The 16,231-nt window shown below is 71.5% G+C and carries 18 protein-coding genes; 10 read left to right on the top strand and 8 right to left on the bottom strand.

What is annotated here, in order from left to right; translation table 11 throughout:
- Nucleotides 1-147: 147 nt before the first annotated feature.
- Nucleotides 148-1,230, bottom strand: coding sequence for a UDP-N-acetylmuramate dehydrogenase (locus tag ABGB10_RS19055; RefSeq protein ID WP_347662180.1), 1,083 nt, complete (start codon nucleotides 1,228-1,230; stop codon nucleotides 148-150).
- 69 nt (nucleotides 1,231-1,299) lie between these two features.
- Here ABGB10_RS19055 and ABGB10_RS19050 point away from each other — a divergent pair, with 69 nt between their 5' ends.
- The 8 genes from ABGB10_RS19050 (at nucleotide 1,300) to ABGB10_RS19015 (ending at nucleotide 9,399) form a co-directional block, all read left to right on the top strand.
- On the top strand, nucleotides 1,300-2,058 hold the full coding sequence (locus ABGB10_RS19050; RefSeq protein ID WP_347662179.1) for a maleylpyruvate isomerase family mycothiol-dependent enzyme: 759 nt from the start codon (nucleotides 1,300-1,302) through the stop codon (nucleotides 2,056-2,058).
- A gap of 183 nt (nucleotides 2,059-2,241) precedes the next feature.
- Nucleotides 2,242-3,549 carry an extracellular solute-binding protein gene (locus ABGB10_RS19045; RefSeq protein WP_347662177.1) on the top strand — a complete coding sequence of 436 codons (1,308 nt, stop codon included), beginning with the start codon at nucleotides 2,242-2,244 and terminating at the stop codon, nucleotides 3,547-3,549.
- A gap of 69 nt (nucleotides 3,550-3,618) precedes the next feature.
- The gene (locus ABGB10_RS19040) at nucleotides 3,619-4,608 is read left to right on the top strand and encodes a sugar ABC transporter permease (RefSeq protein WP_347662176.1); all 990 of its coding nucleotides are present in this window, start codon (nucleotides 3,619-3,621) and stop codon (nucleotides 4,606-4,608) included.
- Nucleotides 4,605-5,438 (top strand): carbohydrate ABC transporter permease, encoded by an 834-nt coding sequence (locus ABGB10_RS19035; RefSeq protein ID WP_347662175.1) that lies wholly within the window; start codon nucleotides 4,605-4,607, stop codon nucleotides 5,436-5,438. The genes ABGB10_RS19040 and ABGB10_RS19035 overlap by 4 nt, the downstream gene beginning before the upstream one ends.
- The gene (locus ABGB10_RS19030) at nucleotides 5,435-6,814 is read left to right on the top strand and encodes a GH1 family beta-glucosidase (protein ID WP_347662174.1); all 1,380 of its coding nucleotides are present in this window, start codon (nucleotides 5,435-5,437) and stop codon (nucleotides 6,812-6,814) included. Before ABGB10_RS19035 ends, ABGB10_RS19030 begins: the two co-directional genes overlap by 4 nt.
- Before the next feature lie 19 nt (nucleotides 6,815-6,833).
- Entirely contained in the window at nucleotides 6,834-7,841 is a 1,008-nt protein-coding gene (locus ABGB10_RS19025; protein ID WP_347662173.1) for a LacI family DNA-binding transcriptional regulator, read from the top strand.
- A 246-nt stretch (nucleotides 7,842-8,087) separates the two neighbouring features.
- Nucleotides 8,088-8,501, top strand: a complete 414-nt coding sequence (locus ABGB10_RS19020) for a RidA family protein (RefSeq protein WP_347662172.1) — start codon at nucleotides 8,088-8,090, stop codon at nucleotides 8,499-8,501.
- A gap of 1 nt (nucleotide 8,502) precedes the next feature.
- Entirely contained in the window at nucleotides 8,503-9,399 is an 897-nt protein-coding gene (locus tag ABGB10_RS19015; RefSeq protein ID WP_347662171.1) for a GNAT family N-acetyltransferase, read from the top strand.
- A 20-nt stretch (nucleotides 9,400-9,419) separates the two neighbouring features.
- Here ABGB10_RS19015 and ABGB10_RS19010 read toward each other — a convergent pair whose 3' ends face one another.
- Nucleotides 9,420-9,935, bottom strand: coding sequence for an O-acetyl-ADP-ribose deacetylase (locus ABGB10_RS19010; RefSeq protein WP_347662169.1), 516 nt, complete (start codon nucleotides 9,933-9,935; stop codon nucleotides 9,420-9,422).
- 1 nt (nucleotide 9,936) lies between these two features.
- Nucleotides 9,937-10,728: an EI24 domain-containing protein gene (locus tag ABGB10_RS19005; RefSeq protein ID WP_347662167.1), complete on the bottom strand. Its 792-nt coding sequence runs from the start codon at nucleotides 10,726-10,728 to the stop codon at nucleotides 9,937-9,939.
- Nucleotides 10,729-10,796: 68 nt separating this feature from the next.
- Between ABGB10_RS19005 and ABGB10_RS19000 the strand changes: the two genes are divergently transcribed.
- Nucleotides 10,797-11,765 carry a YafY family protein gene (locus tag ABGB10_RS19000; protein ID WP_347662166.1) on the top strand — a complete coding sequence of 323 codons (969 nt, stop codon included), beginning with the start codon at nucleotides 10,797-10,799 and terminating at the stop codon, nucleotides 11,763-11,765.
- On the opposite strand, the gene ABGB10_RS18995 is transcribed toward ABGB10_RS19000, so the two are convergent.
- The 5 genes from ABGB10_RS18995 to ABGB10_RS18975 all read right to left on the bottom strand — a co-directional run bounded on the left by ABGB10_RS18995 (nucleotide 11,756) and on the right by ABGB10_RS18975 (nucleotide 15,302).
- Entirely contained in the window at nucleotides 11,756-12,670 is a 915-nt protein-coding gene (locus ABGB10_RS18995) for an SDR family oxidoreductase (RefSeq protein WP_347662165.1), read from the bottom strand. The genes ABGB10_RS19000 and ABGB10_RS18995 overlap by 10 nt on opposite strands.
- A gap of 53 nt (nucleotides 12,671-12,723) precedes the next feature.
- A complete protein-coding gene (locus tag ABGB10_RS18990; RefSeq protein WP_347662164.1) occupies nucleotides 12,724-13,617 on the bottom strand; it encodes an alpha/beta hydrolase in 894 nt (297 codons plus the stop codon).
- Entirely contained in the window at nucleotides 13,614-13,928 is a 315-nt protein-coding gene (locus ABGB10_RS18985) for a DUF2516 family protein (protein WP_347662163.1), read from the bottom strand. The genes ABGB10_RS18990 and ABGB10_RS18985 overlap by 4 nt, the downstream gene beginning before the upstream one ends.
- A gap of 70 nt (nucleotides 13,929-13,998) precedes the next feature.
- On the bottom strand, nucleotides 13,999-14,673 hold the full coding sequence (locus ABGB10_RS18980; RefSeq protein WP_347662162.1) for a hypothetical protein: 675 nt from the start codon (nucleotides 14,671-14,673) through the stop codon (nucleotides 13,999-14,001).
- Entirely contained in the window at nucleotides 14,670-15,302 is a 633-nt protein-coding gene (locus ABGB10_RS18975) for a helix-turn-helix transcriptional regulator (protein ID WP_347662161.1), read from the bottom strand. The genes ABGB10_RS18980 and ABGB10_RS18975 overlap by 4 nt, the downstream gene beginning before the upstream one ends.
- A 114-nt stretch (nucleotides 15,303-15,416) precedes the next feature.
- On the opposite strand from ABGB10_RS18975, the gene ABGB10_RS18970 reads away from it, so the two are divergent.
- Nucleotides 15,417-16,214 (top strand): alpha/beta hydrolase, encoded by a 798-nt coding sequence (locus tag ABGB10_RS18970; RefSeq protein ID WP_347662160.1) that lies wholly within the window; start codon nucleotides 15,417-15,419, stop codon nucleotides 16,212-16,214.
- The last annotated feature ends 17 nt before the right edge of the window (nucleotides 16,215-16,231 follow it).

The raw sequence follows: 16,231 nt of genomic DNA, 5'->3' as shown, positions 1-16,231 counted from the left end.
GTTCGCGGACGCGGCCAGCGGCAAGCCGGTCACCGAGGCGTCGGTGAAGGCGAAGCTGACCGACGCGCAGCAGAAGATGCGCTGACCCAGGCGTCACCGGTGGCCGGGGGGGGGGGGGGTGGGGTGGGGGTGGGGGCTGGACGGGTCCTAGAGGGCGCAGTTGACGAGGACCGGTTCGGGGTGGAGGGTCACGCCGAAGCGGGCGTGGACCTCGTCGCGGATGTCGCGGGCCAGGGCCAGCAGGTCGGCGGTTCGGGCGGTGCCGCTGCGGTTGGTGAGCGCGAGGGTGTGCTTGCTGGAGATGGCCGTGCCACCCGGCCCGGGGTGCCCCTTGGTGAAGCCGGCCTTGTCGATCAGCCAGGCCGCGCTGACCTTGACCATGCCGTCGGCTCCGGGCCAGGCCGGCGGGTCGCCCAGCCCGGCGGCGCGCTCCAGAAGCAGCTCGTACGTTGCCCCGTCGAGCACCGGATTGGTGAAGAAGGAGCCGACCGAGCGAGTGTCCGGGTCGGTGGCGTCGAGCACCATGCCCTTGCCGGCCCGCAGCCGCAGCACCGCCGCTCGGGCGTCCGCCAACGGCACCTGGTCACCGACCTCGACACCGAGGGCCCTGGCCAGCTCGGCATAGCGCACCGGCCCGGAGAGCGGGGCCCGGGTGAGCCGGAAGTCGACGGAGAGCACCACCCAGCGGTCGCCGTACTTGAAGATGCTGCCCCGGTAGGCAAACCCGCAGTCGGCGGCGGGGATGATCCGGCGGGTGCCGTCGACCCGGTCGTACACCTCGACTCCGGTGATCGTCTCGGCGACCTCCTGGCCGTACGCGCCGACGTTCTGGATCGGGGTGGCGCCGGTCGAGCCGGGAATGCCGGAGAGGCATTCCAGACCGGCCCAGCCGTTGCTGACGGTGGCGGCGACCAGGTCGTCCCACGGCTCGCCGGCGTCGACCCGTACGGTGACCGTCTCGGCGTCCTCCGCGACGACGCGAAGGCCACGGGAGCGCACCAGGACGACGGTGCCGGGGAAGCCGGTGTCGCCGATCACCACGTTGCTGCCGCCGGCCAGGATCAGGACCGGCTCGTCCGCGTCCCGGACCGCCTGGATGATCTCTTCGGCACTGCCGGCGGCCACGATCCGGGCGGCCGTCCCGCCCGTTCCCAGGGTCGTGTAGCTGGCCAGTGGACCGGGGATGGCACGATCGGCTGCGGTTGTCGGCTGGGCGGAGGCGTCTGGCACGCCCTTCACCTTAGGCTGACTGATAGCCGTGGCACCCACTGGTCGCCCGGCACCCCCGGGAGGATGGCGATGAGCAGACTGCAGGGCAGCAAGGATTTTTGGATCGGGGCACTCCGGGCGGAGGGTCCGGCTTTCGCGGCGGCGGTCGCCGAGGCGCCGCCGGAGACACCTGTGCTGTCCTGTCCGGGCTGGACGGTCAACGACGTCACACTGCACCTCGCCGGCATCTACCAGTGGGTTTCGTCGTTCGTCGGCTCCGGCTCGACCACCCAGCCGGCCCGTCGGGTCCCCCTCGAGGCGGAGCCGGGCGTGAGTCCGCTCCAGCTCTGGCAGCAGGGGTACGACCGGCTGCTGACCGTGTTCGACGGGCTGGACCCGGAGGCGCCGGCCTGGAACTGGGCGCCGCAGCCGAAGAAGGCCGGCTTCTGGCCGCGTCGGATGGCGCACGAGACCGCGGTGCACCGGTGGGACGCCCAGCTCGCCATCGGAGCGGGCGACCCGGTCGAGGCGAAGCTCGCGGCCGACGGGGTGAGTGAGGTTCTGGACACCTGGCTGCCCGCCGGCCGGCGGCAGGTGCCGGGTGACTGGCACGGCGTGGTGCAGCTTTCCGCGACCGACGCGGCCCAGGAGTGGTATTTGCGGCTCCGTGGCGAGGGGGTGGCCCTGCTCGACACGGCGACCATCTTCGACCACGACGACCACCACGCCCGGGCGCAGGTCAGCGGCACCGCCAGCGACCTGTTGCTGGCCCTCTGGGGTCGGGTGAGCTTCGAGACGTTGGACGTGGCCGGCGACCGTAACCTGCTGAACGGTCTGCGTACCGGCTGACCGGAGCTACCGCGCCGAGGGCGTCACCCGTTGACGGGTGGCGCCCTCGCGCACGTCGTGGGTCACGTCGACATATCAAAGAGAGCGCTCTCTTGACAGCGGATGGACCGCCCACCACCCTGTCGTGAGAGCGCTCTCTTGCCCATCGATCACCACCGACCACCTTGAGAGAGGTCGAAGCCCATGGCTGTCTTCCCGCGCCGCCGCCTCGCCGCGGTGGCCCTCGCCGCGACCACCGCCCTGCTCGTCACCGCCGGCTGCGGTGGCGGTGACGAGCAGGGCGGCGACGGTCAGGTCACCCTCACCGTCGACGTCTTCGGCCAGTTCGGTTACGAGCAGCTCTATCAGGAGTACATGGCCGCGAACCCCGACGTGAAGATCGTCGAGCGTGGCACCGGCACCAACCTCGACGAGTACTCGCCGAAGCTGACCCAGTGGCTCGCCGCCGGCCGGGGCGCCGGCGACGTCGTGGCCATCGAGGAGGGCCTGCTGGTCGAGTACAAGGCGAACCCCGGCAACTTCGTCAACCTGCTCGACCACGGCGCCGCCGACCTCAAGGGCAACTTCCTCGAATGGAAGTGGAACGCCGGACTGACCGCCGACGGCAAGCAACTCATCGGCCTCGGCACCGACGTCGGCGGCATCGCCATGTGCTACCGCAAGGACCTCTTCGAAAAGGCCGGCCTGCCCACCGAGCGGGATGCGGTCTCCCAGCTCTGGCCGACCTGGCAGGACTACATCGCCACCGGCGAGAAGTTCGTCGCGGCCAAGACCGGCGCGTCCTTCCTCGACGCGGCCACCAACACCTTCAACACCATCCTGCTCCAGACCGCCGGCAACACCACCGGCTACAGCTACTACGACACCAGCGGCAACCTCGTCGTCGACAGCAACCCGGCGGTACGGCAGGCGTGGGACACCACCATGGACATCGTCGACTCGGGCCTCTCCGGCAAGTACGGCTCCTGGTCCGAGGAGTGGGTCTCCGCGTTCAAGCAGTCGAAGTTCGCCACCATCGCCTGCCCCGCCTGGATGACCGGGGTGATCGAGGGCAACGCCGGCCCGGCCGCCCAGGGCAAGTGGGACATCGCCCGGGTGCCCGGCAACGGCGGCAACTGGGGCGGGTCACACCTCGCCGTGCCCAAGCAGAGCAAGCACCAGGCCGAGGCGATCGAGCTGGCCAAGTTCCTGACCAGCGCCAAGGGTCAGATCGGGGCGTTCAAGGCCAAAGGCCCGCTGCCCTCCTCGCCGCAGGCGCTGGACGACCCGGCGATCGCCGGCGCGACCAACGCGTACTTCTCCGGGGCACCTGTCGGCACCATCTTCGGCACCGGCGCGAAGAGCCTCAAGCCGGTCTACATGGGCCCGAAGAACCAGGCCGTCCGCACCGAGGTGGAGAACGCCGTACGGACCGTGGAGCTGGGCCAGCGCAACCCCGGGCAGGGCTGGACCGACGCGGTGACCAACGCGAAGAAGGCCGCCGCCAAGTAGCCCAACCAGCGTGCGGGCGGGCTCCGGCGAACGGAGTCCCGCCCGCACGGCGGAAAGGAGTTCCCGGGCATGACCGTCCAGCTCGACGCCCGTCCGCCGGTCGTACCGGCACCCCACCGTTCGACGGGTCGCCTCAGCCGGCTCGACACCCGGCTCTCGCCGTACCTCTACATCGCCCCGTTCTTCCTGCTCTTCGCGGTCTTCGGGGTCTACCCGCTGGCGTACACCTTCTGGGTCTCGCTGCACGACTGGGACCTGCTCGGCACCGACCACCCGTTCGTCGGGGCGGAGAACTACACCCGGCTGCTGGCCGACGTCGACTTCTGGCACGCGCTGGTCAACACGCTCGGGATCTTCGTCATCTCGACCGTGCCGCAGTTGCTCGCCGCACTCTGGCTGGCCAACCTGCTCAACCGGGGCCTGCGGGCGCGTACCGGCTGGCGGATGGCCGTGCTCGTCCCCAACGTCACGTCCACCGCCGCGGTGGCGATCGTGTTCGGGGTGATCTTCGGCCGCGAGTTCGGCATGGTCAACTGGCTGCTCGACCTGGTCGGGGTGGACGCGATCGGGTGGAAGACCAACCGGTTCGCCTCCTGGGTGGCCATCTCCGCCATGGTCGACTGGCGGTGGACCGGCTACAACGCGCTGATCCTGCTGGCCGCCATGCAGGCCATCCCCCGCGACCTCTACGAGTCGGCGTCCATCGACGGCGCGAACCGGGCCCGGCAGTTCTGGGCCATCACCGTGCCCCTGCTCAAGCCGACGATCATCTTCTGCGCCATCATCGCCACCATCGGCGGGTTGCAGCTCTTCACCGAGCCGCGACTGTTCCACTCCGGCACCAACCCGATCCGCGGTGGGCCGCTACGGGAGTCGCAGACGCTGACCATGTACATGTTCGAGAACGCCTTCGCGCCGCACTACAACTTCGGGTACGGCTCGGCCGTGGCCTGGCTGCTCTTCGCGCTCATCGCGATCGTCGCGGCGGTCAACGTGCTGGTCCTCCGCCGTCTCGGTGGCGACTCGGGCACCGACGCCCGGAAGGGAGCGGCACGATGAGCCGGCTCTGGCGGGCCAGCCCGCTCACCTACCTCGCCCTGGTCGTCGCCGGCGGCCTGTCGGTCTTCCCGATCTGGTGGATGTTCGTGGTGGCCAGCCGGTCCAGCGACGCGATGGGGCAACTGCCGCCGCCGATGACGCCCGGCGGCAACCTCGGGGCCAACATCGCCCGGCTGTTCGACAACACCGACGCGTACTTCCTGACCGGGCTGATCAACTCGACGATCGTGGCCACCACGGTCACCGTGTCCGTGGTGCTCTTCTCCAGCCTGGCCGGGTTCGCCTTCGCCAAGCTGCGGTTCCGGGGGCGCAACGCGCTGCTGCTGGTCATCATCGCGACCATGATGGTGCCGACCCAGCTCGGTGTGATCCCGCTGTATCTCCTGATGACCCGGTTGCAGTGGAACGACCGGCTGCCCGCGGTCATCGTGCCGGCGCTGGTCACCGGCTTCGGGGTGTTCATGATGCGGCAGTACGCCGGCCAGGCGGTCAGCGACGAGCTGATCGAGGCCGCCCGGATGGACGGCTGCGGCACCGCCCGGATCTGGTGGCACGTCGTCCTGCCCGCGCTGCGTCCGGCCGCCGCCGTGCTCGGCCTGCTCACGTTCATGACCACCTGGAACGACTTCCTGTGGCCGTACGCTGTGCTGAACGACCCGGCCAATCCGACAGTGCAACTCTCCCTGCGAGCACTGTCGGACGGTTACTACCAGGACATGTCGCAGGTGTTCACCGGGACAGCCATCGCGACGCTGCCCCTGCTGTTGGTGTTCGTGTTGTTCGGCCGGCAGATCATCGGCGGGATCATGGAAGGTGCGGTCAAGGCGTGAACGAACTCCGTTTTCCCGATGATTTTCTCTGGGGTGCGGCCACCGCCGCCTACCAGATCGAGGGCGCGGCCCGCGACGACGGTCGCGGTCCGTCCATCTGGGACACCTTCAGCCGCACGCCGGGCAAGGTGTACCAGGGTCACACCGGCGACGTCGCCTGCGACCACTACCACCGGTACGCCGACGACGTGGCACTGATGTCCGAGCTGGGCCTGCGGGCGTACCGTTTCTCGGTCGCCTGGCCCCGGATCCAGCCGGACGGCACCGGCCCGGCCAACCCACGCGGGCTGGACTTCTACGACCGGCTCACGGACGCGCTGCTCGATCGGGGAATCGACCCGATCGTCACCCTCTACCACTGGGACCTGCCCCAGGCCCTGGGCGACCGGGGCGGCTGGACCAACCGGGACACCGCCGAGCACTTCGCCACCTACGCCACCGCCGTGTACGCCCGCCTCGGCGACCGCATCGACGTGTGGACCACCCTCAACGAGCCGTGGTGCTCGGCCTACCTCGGCTACGCCAACGGGGTGCACGCCCCCGGCGAACAGGACCCGGGGGCGGCCTTCACCGCCGTACACCATCTGCTGCTCGGGCACGGGCTGGCGGCGCGGGCGCTGCGGGCCGCCGGCGCACGCAGCGTCGGCATCACCCTCAACCCGGCCGACGTGCGCCCGGCCGACCCGGAGAGCGCGGCGGACGCCGCCGCGGTCCGCCTGGTCGACGGCCTGCACAACCGGATCTTCCTCGACCCGCTGCTGGCCGGCGGCTACCCGGACGACGTTCGCGAGCACGTGGCGCGGATCGTCGAACCGACGTTCATCCGGGACGGTGACGAGAAGCTGATCGCCGCCCCGATCGACCTGCTCGGGATCAACTACTACGCGCCCGGTTACGTGGCAGGTCGACCCGACGGTGCCGGCAACGGCGCGTACCCGGGCACCGAGGGCGCGGTGCACTTCGTGCCGCCGACCGGGCCACTGACCGACATGGGCTGGATGATCGAGCCGGCCGGGTTGACCCGGCTGCTGGAACGGATCGCCACCGACTACCCCGGGGTGCCGCTGCTGATCACCGAGAACGGTGGGGCATTCCCCGACAAGCCCGGCGCCGACTCGCCCGACGGGCCGAGCCAGGTGATCGACACCGACCGCATCGCCTACCTCGACGGGCACCTGCGTGCGGCGCACGAGGCGATCTCCCGGGGCGTGGACCTGCGCGGTTATCTCGTATGGTCATTACTGGACAACTTCGAGTGGGCGGAGGGTTACCGCAAGCGGTTCGGGATCGTGCACGTCGACTACCTGACCCAGCGGCGCACACCGAAGGCCAGCGCCCGTTGGTACCAGGAGGTGATCTCCCGGAACGGGCTGTGACGAGCGGGGGGAAGGCGCGATGACGACGGCGCAGCGGCCGACGCTCGAAGCAGTGGCGGCGAGGGCCGGGGTGTCCCGCGCCACCGTGTCCCGGGTGGTCAACGGCTCCACCACCGTCGCCGAGCCGATCCGGGAGGCGGTCACCCGGGCCGTCGCCGAGTTGGGGTACGTGCCCAACCTCGCCGCCCGCAGCCTGGTCACCCAACGCACCGACTCGATCGCCCTGGTCATGCCGGAGGCCGCCACCCGGGTCTTCTCCGACGACCAGGTCTTCCCCGGCATCATCCGGGGTGTCAGCCAGGAGTTGGAGGCGGCCGACAAGCAACTGGTGCTGATGCTCGCCGGCTCCCCCGCCGGGCACCAACGGGTCGAGCGATACACCACCGGTCGGCACGTCGACGGGGTGCTCTTCGCCTCGCTGCACGGCGCCGACCCGCTACCCGGCACGCTGACCCGGCTCGGCATTCCGGTCGTGGTCAGCGGCCGGCCGCTCGGCGACGTGCCCGTGCCGTACGTCGACGTCGACCACGTGGCCGGAGTGACCGCAGCCGTCCGACACCTGATCGACAGTGGTCGCCGACGCATCGCCACCATCGCCGGGCCACAGGACATGGTCGCCGGGATCGAACGGCTCAGCGGTTACCGCAGCACGGTCGCCGACGCCGGGTTGCCGGAGCTCATCGCCGTCGGCGACTTCACCAGGGAGTCCGGGTCGGCGGCGATGCGGCACCTGCTCACCGAGCACCCCGACCTGGACGGCGTCTTCGCCGCCTCCGACCTGATGGCGCACGCCGCCCTGCGTACGCTGCGCGAGGCCGGTCGGCGGGTGCCGGAGGACGTCGCGGTGATCGGCTTCGACGACATCGAGACCGCCGCGTACACCGAACCGCCGCTGACCACCGTCCGGCAGCCGATCGTGGAACTTGGCCGTCGGATGACCCGCCAACTGCTCCGGCTGGCCGCCGGGGAGACCATCGAGCAGCGGGTCATGCTCCCCACCGAGCTGATCCGCCGAGCCTCCGCCTGACCAAGTCCCGCCGGCCCGCGCCCCCGCCCGCCCGGTGTGCGCCCGCCCGGTGCGCCCGCCCGGTGTGCGCCCGCCGCGCCCGTCCCAAGATCCGCACAACTTCAGGGATATAGGGGCCTCCGCGCGCCGTGAGGCCCCTATATCCCTGAAGTTGCTGCCTGCTGATCCGTCGGACGCGGTCAGGGTGGCGATGGGCACGCGGTTATTGCGTCGCTCGGGCGGACGATCGTCGCTAGCCTCGCCGACATGCCGGAACCCGTCGCGCTGCTGCATGTCCCCGCACTCTCCGACGTCGCCGAGTACGCGTACGCGGCCACCGTCGAGTCCCCTGCCCGGTTGGTGTTCACCGCCGGCGCGTGCCCGTTGGACGCCGAGGGACGCACCGTCGCGCCGGGCGACCACGCCGCCCAGGCCCGGCAGGTGATGACGAACCTGGCGACCGCTCTCGACGCGGCCGGCGCGCGGCTGACCGACGTCGTCAAGACCACCGTCTACGTGGCGTCGTCGCAGCAGGCCGACCTGGTGACCGTATGGGGGGTGGTGCGGGACTTCTTCGGCGACCACGATCCGCCCAGCACTTTGCTCGGTGTCGCCGTGCTCGGCTACACCGACCAACTCGTCGAGGTCGAGGCCGTCGCCGCCGTACGGACGGGGGCCTGACATGCGCATCCGGGTGGCGCGACCCGACGACGCCCCGGCCGTGGTGGCCCTGCGGGCGACGGTCTTTCCGTACCTGGTGCGCGGTGTCGAGTCGACCCGGAAGATGATCGCCGAACCGCCGCCCGAGGAGGAGTGGACCGCGTTCGTGGCCGAGGTCGACGAGCGGGTGGTCGGTTGGGTCTCCGCCGAACGCATCGGCACGACATCGGCGGCGAACGTCGGTGGCGTCAACCTTCTGCACGTGCACCCGGAACACCGGCGCCGTGGCATCGGCACCGCCCTGCTGACCGCCGCGACCGAATTCCTCCGCCCGTTGGGTATCCGCCGGGTGCGTGCCATGGCACAGCCCGACGCGCTGCCGTACGCCCGCCGGCACGGCTACGAGCCCAGCCGGGAGGTGCGCTATTCGGCGCTCGACCTGAATCCGGTGCCCGCCCTACCCGACCCGCCCCCGGGCGTGCGGCTGCTCCCGATCGCCGAGCTGGACCCGCACCTGCTGTACACGGCGGACGTGGCCTCGGCGGTGGACGAACCGGGCGACCTGCCTGTCGACGCGAAGAGCTACGAGAGCTGGCAGTACGACGTGTGGGACAACCTCGGGCTGGACAAGGCGGCCAGCATCGCCGCCGAGGTCGACGGGGAGGTGGTCGCCTTCAGCCTGGTCAAGCGGGACGGGGACCGGATGTGGTCGGACTACACCGGCAGCATCCCGGCGTACCGCGGCCGAGGGCTGGCCCGGCTCGCCAAGACGGCGGCGCTGCACCGGGCCGCCGCCGACGGCGTGCGCGTCGCGTACACCTCGAACGACGAGGCGAACGCGCCGATGCTCGCGATCAACGCCCGGCTGGGCTACAGCCCGGTGGCATCCCAGTGGACCTGCCTGGCCGACCTGACCTGATCGCGCCCTGGCCAGCGCTGTCAGGTGGCCTCGAGCACCTGGCGGGCGGTGGCATACGTGTCGGGGCCGAAGAGCACCAGTCGCGCCTCGCTGACGGCGGTCGGGGTGGCCGAGCGCAGCACGGTGAGGGCCTGGCGGACCGCGTCGTCGATCGGCCAGCCGTAGATGCCGGCGGAGATCAGCGGAAAGGCCACGGTGGTCGCGCCCAGTTCGTCGGCGACGGCGAGGCTGTTGGCGTAGCAGTCACGCAACAGCGCCGACCGGTCCTCGCTGGCGGACCAGACCGGCCCGACGGTGTGGATCACCCAACGGGCCGGCAACTCACCCGCCGTGGTCGCCACCGCCTGCCCGGTCGGAAGGCCCCTGCCGTAGCGGGACGCCCGCAGCGCCCGGCACTCGGCCAGGATGGCCGACCCGCCGCGCCGGTGGATGGCCCCGTCGACCCCGCCGCCACCGAGCAGGGACGAGTTGGCGGCGTTCACGATCGCGTCGACCTGCTGGGTGGTGATGTCCCCCTCGACCAGGGTGATCTCCATGTCAGTCCTTCTCGATCGACTGGCCGAGCGATCGGCGGGCCAGCAGAGTGGCGCCGGCGACCGCCGCCGGCATGATCAGCACCGCGCCGAGCGGGATGAGGAAGCAGAGGAAGACCGCCACCCCGAAGCCGAGCGCGGTGGGTCGGTCGGCCTTGAGGATCGTCCGGCGCTGCGGCAGCCGCATCCCCCGTCGGTAGAACGGTGCTCCGACCAGCTCCACGGCGAGGAACCAGCCGCCCACTGCCGCGCCGATCACCGGGACGACCGTCTGGCCGACCACGGGGATGAAGCCGGCGAGGAAGAGCGGAATCCCGACCAGCGCGGCGAGCGCCACCAGGCGTACCGAGTCGGCAAGACTGCGGCGCATCGACGACCAGAAGGGTACGTCCACCGCGCCCGGCGTGCCGCCGTACCGCTGCTCGACCTGCTCGGAGATCTTCTCGTAGAACGGGTCGCCGATGACCAGGGTGACCGCGGTGAAGCTGACCACGGCGAGCAGACCGCCGAGCCCCAGGAAGGCCAGTCCGGCGATCACCCGGACCAGGCTTCGGGCGGTGCTCGACCAGTCGTCGGCGAACGGGGTGACCAGCGCGGCGAGGTCGTCCACGAAGTACACCAGGGTGGCGAACGCGCTCACGAAGAGCGCACCGGAGATCAACGCTGGCACGACCCCGAGCAGCATCAACCCCGGGCTGCGGACATAGAGACCCAGCCCGCGCAGGAGCAGCCCCGCCCCGGCGAGGAAGCGGCCGACGACCCCGGTCACCGGGCTGGCAATTCTGCTGGCGTCCACGATCGAGCAGCGTAGCGACCGATCCGGTCCGCCGCCGGGTGGCGAGCGTTACCAGGCAGGATGGGCGGGTGCGCGCCGCTCGACTTATCTCGCTGCTCCTGTTGTTGCAGGCGCGCGGGTCGATGACGGCGGGTGAGCTGGCGCGGGAGCTGGAGGTCTCCGAGCGGACCGTCTACCGGGACGTGCTGGCGCTCTCCGCCGCCGGGGTGCCGGTCTACGCCGACCGGGGCCGCGCCGGCGGGTACCGGTTGCTCGGCGGTTACCGCACCCGACTGACCGGGCTGACCCGGGACGAGGCGGAGGCGCTCTTCCTCTCCGGGCTGCCCGGCCCGGCCGGCGACATGGGGCTCGCCGACGCGGTCGCCGCCGCCGAACTGAAGGTGCTCGCCGCCCTGCCGCCGGCCCTGCGCGACGCCCCGGCCCGTGCCGGGCAGCGGTTCCATCTGGACGTGCCGGGTTGGTTCCGGGAGACCGCGCCGCCGCCGTGGCTGACCGAGCTGGCCCGGGCGGTCTGGCGCGACCGGGTGGTGGAGCTGCGCTACCGGCGCGGTGACCGGGAGGTGACCCGGCGGGTCCAGCCGTACGGCCTGGTGCTCAAGAGTGGGGCCTGGTACCTGGTCGGCCGGGTCGACGACGACACCCGCACCTACCGGGTGGACCGGGTGACCGGGGTCGAGATCGGCGAGGAGAGCTTCGACCGCGACGAGGGCTTCGACCTGGCCGGGCACTGGCGCGAGCAGGCCGGGTTGTTCCTGCGGACCATGCTGCGGGCCGAGGCCACCGTCCGGCTCAGCCCGGCCGGTCTGCGCCAGCTCCGGCACCTGGTGGACGCCCCCTTCGTGTACGACGAGGTGGTGGCCGCCGCCGGTCCACCCGACGGGCAGGGCTGGGTGGTGGGCCGGCTGCCCGTCGAGTCGGTCCAGGTGGCGTATCACCAACTGCTGGGTCTCGGCCCCGAGGTGGAGGTCCTCGACCCACCCGAGCTACGGCGGTTGTTCACCGACGCGGCCGACCGGTTCCGGGCGCTCTACCGGTAGCCGGTGACGTCCGACGGCTTGCCCGCGTCGACCACCTCGACGATGTACCGGAATCCCTCCGGCTGACTGCCGTCGAGGTCGGTGAACCCGTACACCTTGGACAGCGTGCCGGCGTCGACGGACTGGCCGTTCCAGCGGGCCTTCTCCTCGTCGGCGGCGAGCGCGGCCACCGCGCGACCGACGAAGGCGGGTGTCTCCGAGATGAGGAAGTTCGGGTCGGTGGCGGCCCCGTCGCGCCAGTTCTCCTCGGTCACGCCGAAGTGCTCCAGCATCGCCTCGGAGCGGATCCAGCCCGGGGTGAGCGCGACCGCCGTGCAGCCGTGTGGCTTCAGCTCGTGCGCCTGGCTGAAGGCGAGCCGGTTGACCGACACCTTGGCCAGGTCGTAGAAGACCGAGAGCCGGTAGTTGTCGTCGTTGTACGCCTTGGTGCCGTCGCCCATCTCCACCACCAGCCCGCCCGGCTTGCGGATCAGCAGCGGCAGGGCGAAGTGGCTGGTGATGATGTGGGTGTCGATGGCCAGTCGCAGGGTCCGGAAGCCCGCGTCCAACGGCTGCTCCCAGACCGGCTTGTGCCAGGTGACCAGCGGGTCGCCGCCCCAGATGTCGTTCACCAGCACGTCGAGTTGGCCCTGCTCGGCGTCGATCCGGGCGACGAGGTCGCGGACCTGCTCGGGCGCCAGGTGGTCGACCTGGACGGCGATGCCCGTGCCGCCGGCCTCGGTGACCAGCTCGGCGGTCTCCTCGATGGTCTCCGGCCGGTCCATCTCCGAACGACCGGTGCGGCTGCTGCGGCCGGTGGCGTACACGGTGGCGCCGGCCGCACCGAGTTGCACTGCGATCTGCCGACCCGCGCCCCGGGTGGCACCGGCGACGAGCGCGATCTTTCCTGCGAGCGGTGGTGTCATACCCGCGAGGTTGTCAGCGATACCTGACAACCCCCGTCCGAATTGCCGAAAGCTCAGTCCACGTCGTTGAGGAAACCGGCGATGCGGTCCCGCAGGTCGGCGCGTTCCGACCAGAGGACGCCGGGCCGGTCGTACACGTGGAGGGTGGCCTGGGGTAGCGCGGCGGCGAGTCGCTCGGCGACCTCGACCGGGTGCAGGTCGTCGCCCGCGTTGGCGATCACCAGCGCCGGCGCGGTGACCGCCGCGAGGTCGGTGATGTCGCGCAACGGCGTCTGTTCCGCGAGACTGGCCAGGCTGCCGGCAAGCCCGTCGCGGAGCAGTTGGTCGAGTCGCTGCCGCAGGTACGCCCAGCCGGCGGGAGTGTTGCGCACCGCTGCGGGCATCTCGAGGGTGACGACGTCGGCGACCGCCGACGCGTCTCCGCTCTCCACAGCCTCCAACAGGTCGGTGAAGCGCTCCCCGGCGACCGGGCCACGCGGCTGGTCGAGCACCGCGGGCAGGAAGAAGACCAACTTCTCGAAACGGTCCGGGCTCTCCGCGAGCAACCGGCAGAGGGCGCCGGCACCGAGGCTCGCACCGAACGCCCGGCTGGCGCCGCCCAGATCGGCGATCGCCCGGAGGTCGCGGGCCAGGTCCGGGTAGTTCCACGGCCCGTCCGGCGCCTCGGAACGGCCGTGCCCGCGGAACTGGAAGAACACCTTGCGGCCGGTCACCCCACTGCCGAACGGACGGGTGGTGGCGATGCCGTTCCCCAGCCCGTGCGCGAACACGGTCACCGGATCACCGGTGCCGGTGATCAGCCGCTCCAGCCGTACGCCGTGCGGGGTGGCGACCAGGTCGGTCTCCGGCTCCGGCAGCGCCGGTCGGCCGGTCCGCGGCCCACCCGGGCCGGGCCCCCAGGTGCGGGGCCCGCTGTCCGGTGGGGGTGGCCAGCGAAAACCTCTCACCAGGACCCTTTGCCGTCACCGAGCTCGCGCAGGCCGACTCGGACGTCGAGGAGGTAGATCAGACCGGCGGCGATGCCGATCAGTCCGAAGAGGCTGATCGGCCCGAAGCCGAGCAGGGTGAGCACGAGGCAGACCGCCAGGATGGCGATCCAGCCACCCTTGGGAAGCGTCCCGATGGCGGGGAAGGCGTCGGAGCGCTGGGTGATCGCGTGGACCAGGGCGACGCCCTGGACGATCAGCGCGAAGACGAGCAGGATCAGCTCGATCACGTAGCGGACTTCGAACGCGAAGATCGGCGCGGCGTTGGCCATGCCGGCAAGCTTATGTCGAGGACCCCGGCTTCGTCCGACAAGGACGCCGCCGGGGTCGTCGACAGGACGACTACTCGGCCGCCGGACGGGTCCGCTTGGTGGCCCGGGGCAGCTTCGCCGACGGGGTGGCGGCCGGCTTGGTGGCCTTCGGCGCCCGCGCGACCTTCTTGACGGCGGCCGGCTGGGCCTCGGCGATCTCGGCCACGTCGGCCGGGGTCGGCACCTCGGCCGGAGCGGTGGCGGTGGCGGCCGGGGTCACGGCCTGGGTGGTCTCGATGTCGGCGTTGACCGTCTCGGCGGCCTCCAGCACACCCGCGCCGACGACCCGCTCACCCCGGGCGACGAGCGCGCCGTACGCGGCGAAGGCCCGCTCCTGGGCGGCCTGGGCGCCGGCAACCACCATGGCGGCGTTGCGGGTGGCGGCGGCGCGCAGCTTGTCGATGTCGGCGACCTCGCGCAGCTTGGCCAGGTCGGCCGACTCGCGAAGCTTGGCCAGGTCCAGCTCGGCCTGCGCCCGACCGCGCAGCGTGCCGGCGGTCTCATTGGCGGTACGCAGCGTCTCGGTCGCCTTCTGGCGCAGCTCGAAGCCGGTCAGCACGGCCCGACCACCCAGGTCGGCGACGACACGGGTGCCGAGGACGCCGACCACGGCCGGCAACTTGCGCAACTGCTCGATGGCCAACTCACCGGCACCCGCGGCGGCGTAGATCGGGGCGGGGATGCGGTTGGTCTTCGGCTCGCTCATGACGTCTCCTCTTCGGCCGCCTCGGCGGCCTTGCGGGCCGCCGGACCGGCGGCCTTCTTCTCGGGGGTGTTGGTGCTGCCCGGGGCGGGTGCGGCGCCCGCCTCGGTGACGGCGACCGACTCGATCACGGCCTCGGTCGGGGTGCCGCCTGCGGTGGTGGGACCGGTGGCGGCCAGGTTCGCCACGTCGGCGGGCTCGTCGACGACGTCGGTCGGGGTGGTCACCCCGGCCGTGCCGCCGGTGGGCCCGGTGCCGCCGCCCTCGGCGGCGGCCTGGGCCTCGGCCAGCCGGGTGTTCTCCCGGCGGAACGTCTCGTAGATCTGACTGAGGGACTGCTTCTGGGCCATCGTCAGGTCGGTGTCCACCGCGATGGCGGCGAGCACACCGTGGCCCTCCTTGTCGTCGAGCAGCCCGGCGCGCAGGTACATCGCCGGGGTGGAGACCCGCAGCGCGCTCGCCAGCTGCTGGAGCACTTCGGCGCTGGGCTTGCGCAGGCCGCGCTCGATCTGACTGAGGTACGGGTTGCTGACCCCCGCCTGCTCGGCGAGCTGCCGGAGCGAGATCTTGGCGTTGCGCCGTAGATCGCGGATGAACCCGCCGACGTCGGGAAGGTCCTTCGGTGTGGCCATGACTGCGACGCTAACCGGCCGCGCTAACTCTTGCAAGCAAAATGCTTGCCATAGTTAGCAAGGTCTCAGCGCCCCGTTTGCGCCCCGGTCCATCGGTTCCGTTACGGTCCGTCCGTGCACAAGATCACAGTCAATGGAGCAAGCATCGCGTACGACGAGGCCGGCACCGGCTCGCCCGTCGTACTACTGCACGCTGGCATCGCCGACCGGCGGATGTGGCGGGGGCAGGTGGCCGCGCTCGCCGCGCGACACCGGGTGATCGTCCCGGACCTGCGCGGCTACGGAGACTCCGAACTGCCTCCGACACCGTTCACGCATCACGACGACGTGGCGGCGCTTCTGGACGCGCTCGACCTACCCCGGGCCGCCCTGGTCGGCTGCTCCTTCGGCGGGGCGGTCGCCATCGACACCGCGCTCGCCCACCCCGACCGGGTGAGCGCGCTCGCGCTGTTCGACGCGGCCGTCTCCGGCAACGAGTGGTCCGAGGAGGCGAACGACCTCTGGGACGGCCTGGTCGGCGAGGTCGACCCCGACGACTTCGTCGCGGGCGCGGCCGGCGAGGTGCGGTTCTGGGTGGTCGGCCCGGGTCGACAGCCGGAGGACGTCGACCCCGCGCTCATCGCGTTCGCGCAGGAGATGGACCAGCGTGCCCTCGCCGCAGAGCTGGCGCTCGGCGCGGTCGAGGTGGGAGAGCTGACGCCACCGGCCATCGGTCGCCTCGGCGAGCTGAAGGTCCCGGTCCTGGTCACCGCCGGGGCCGCGGACGTACCGGACATCAGCCGGCTGGCCGACCGGATCGCCGCCGAGGTCCCCAACGCGGTACGGCTGCCGAACATCCCGGACGCCGCGCACCTGTTGCCGCTGGAGCGCCCGGAGCCCGTCAACGCCGCCCTGCTCGACTTCCTGAGCTGACCGCGCAGCTCGCAGCG

The organism is Micromonospora sp. B9E7 (assembly GCF_039871815.1).
Taxonomy (GTDB): Bacteria; Actinomycetota; Actinomycetes; order Mycobacteriales; family Micromonosporaceae; genus Micromonospora.
This window is presented reverse-complemented; position numbering and strand designations above follow the sequence as displayed.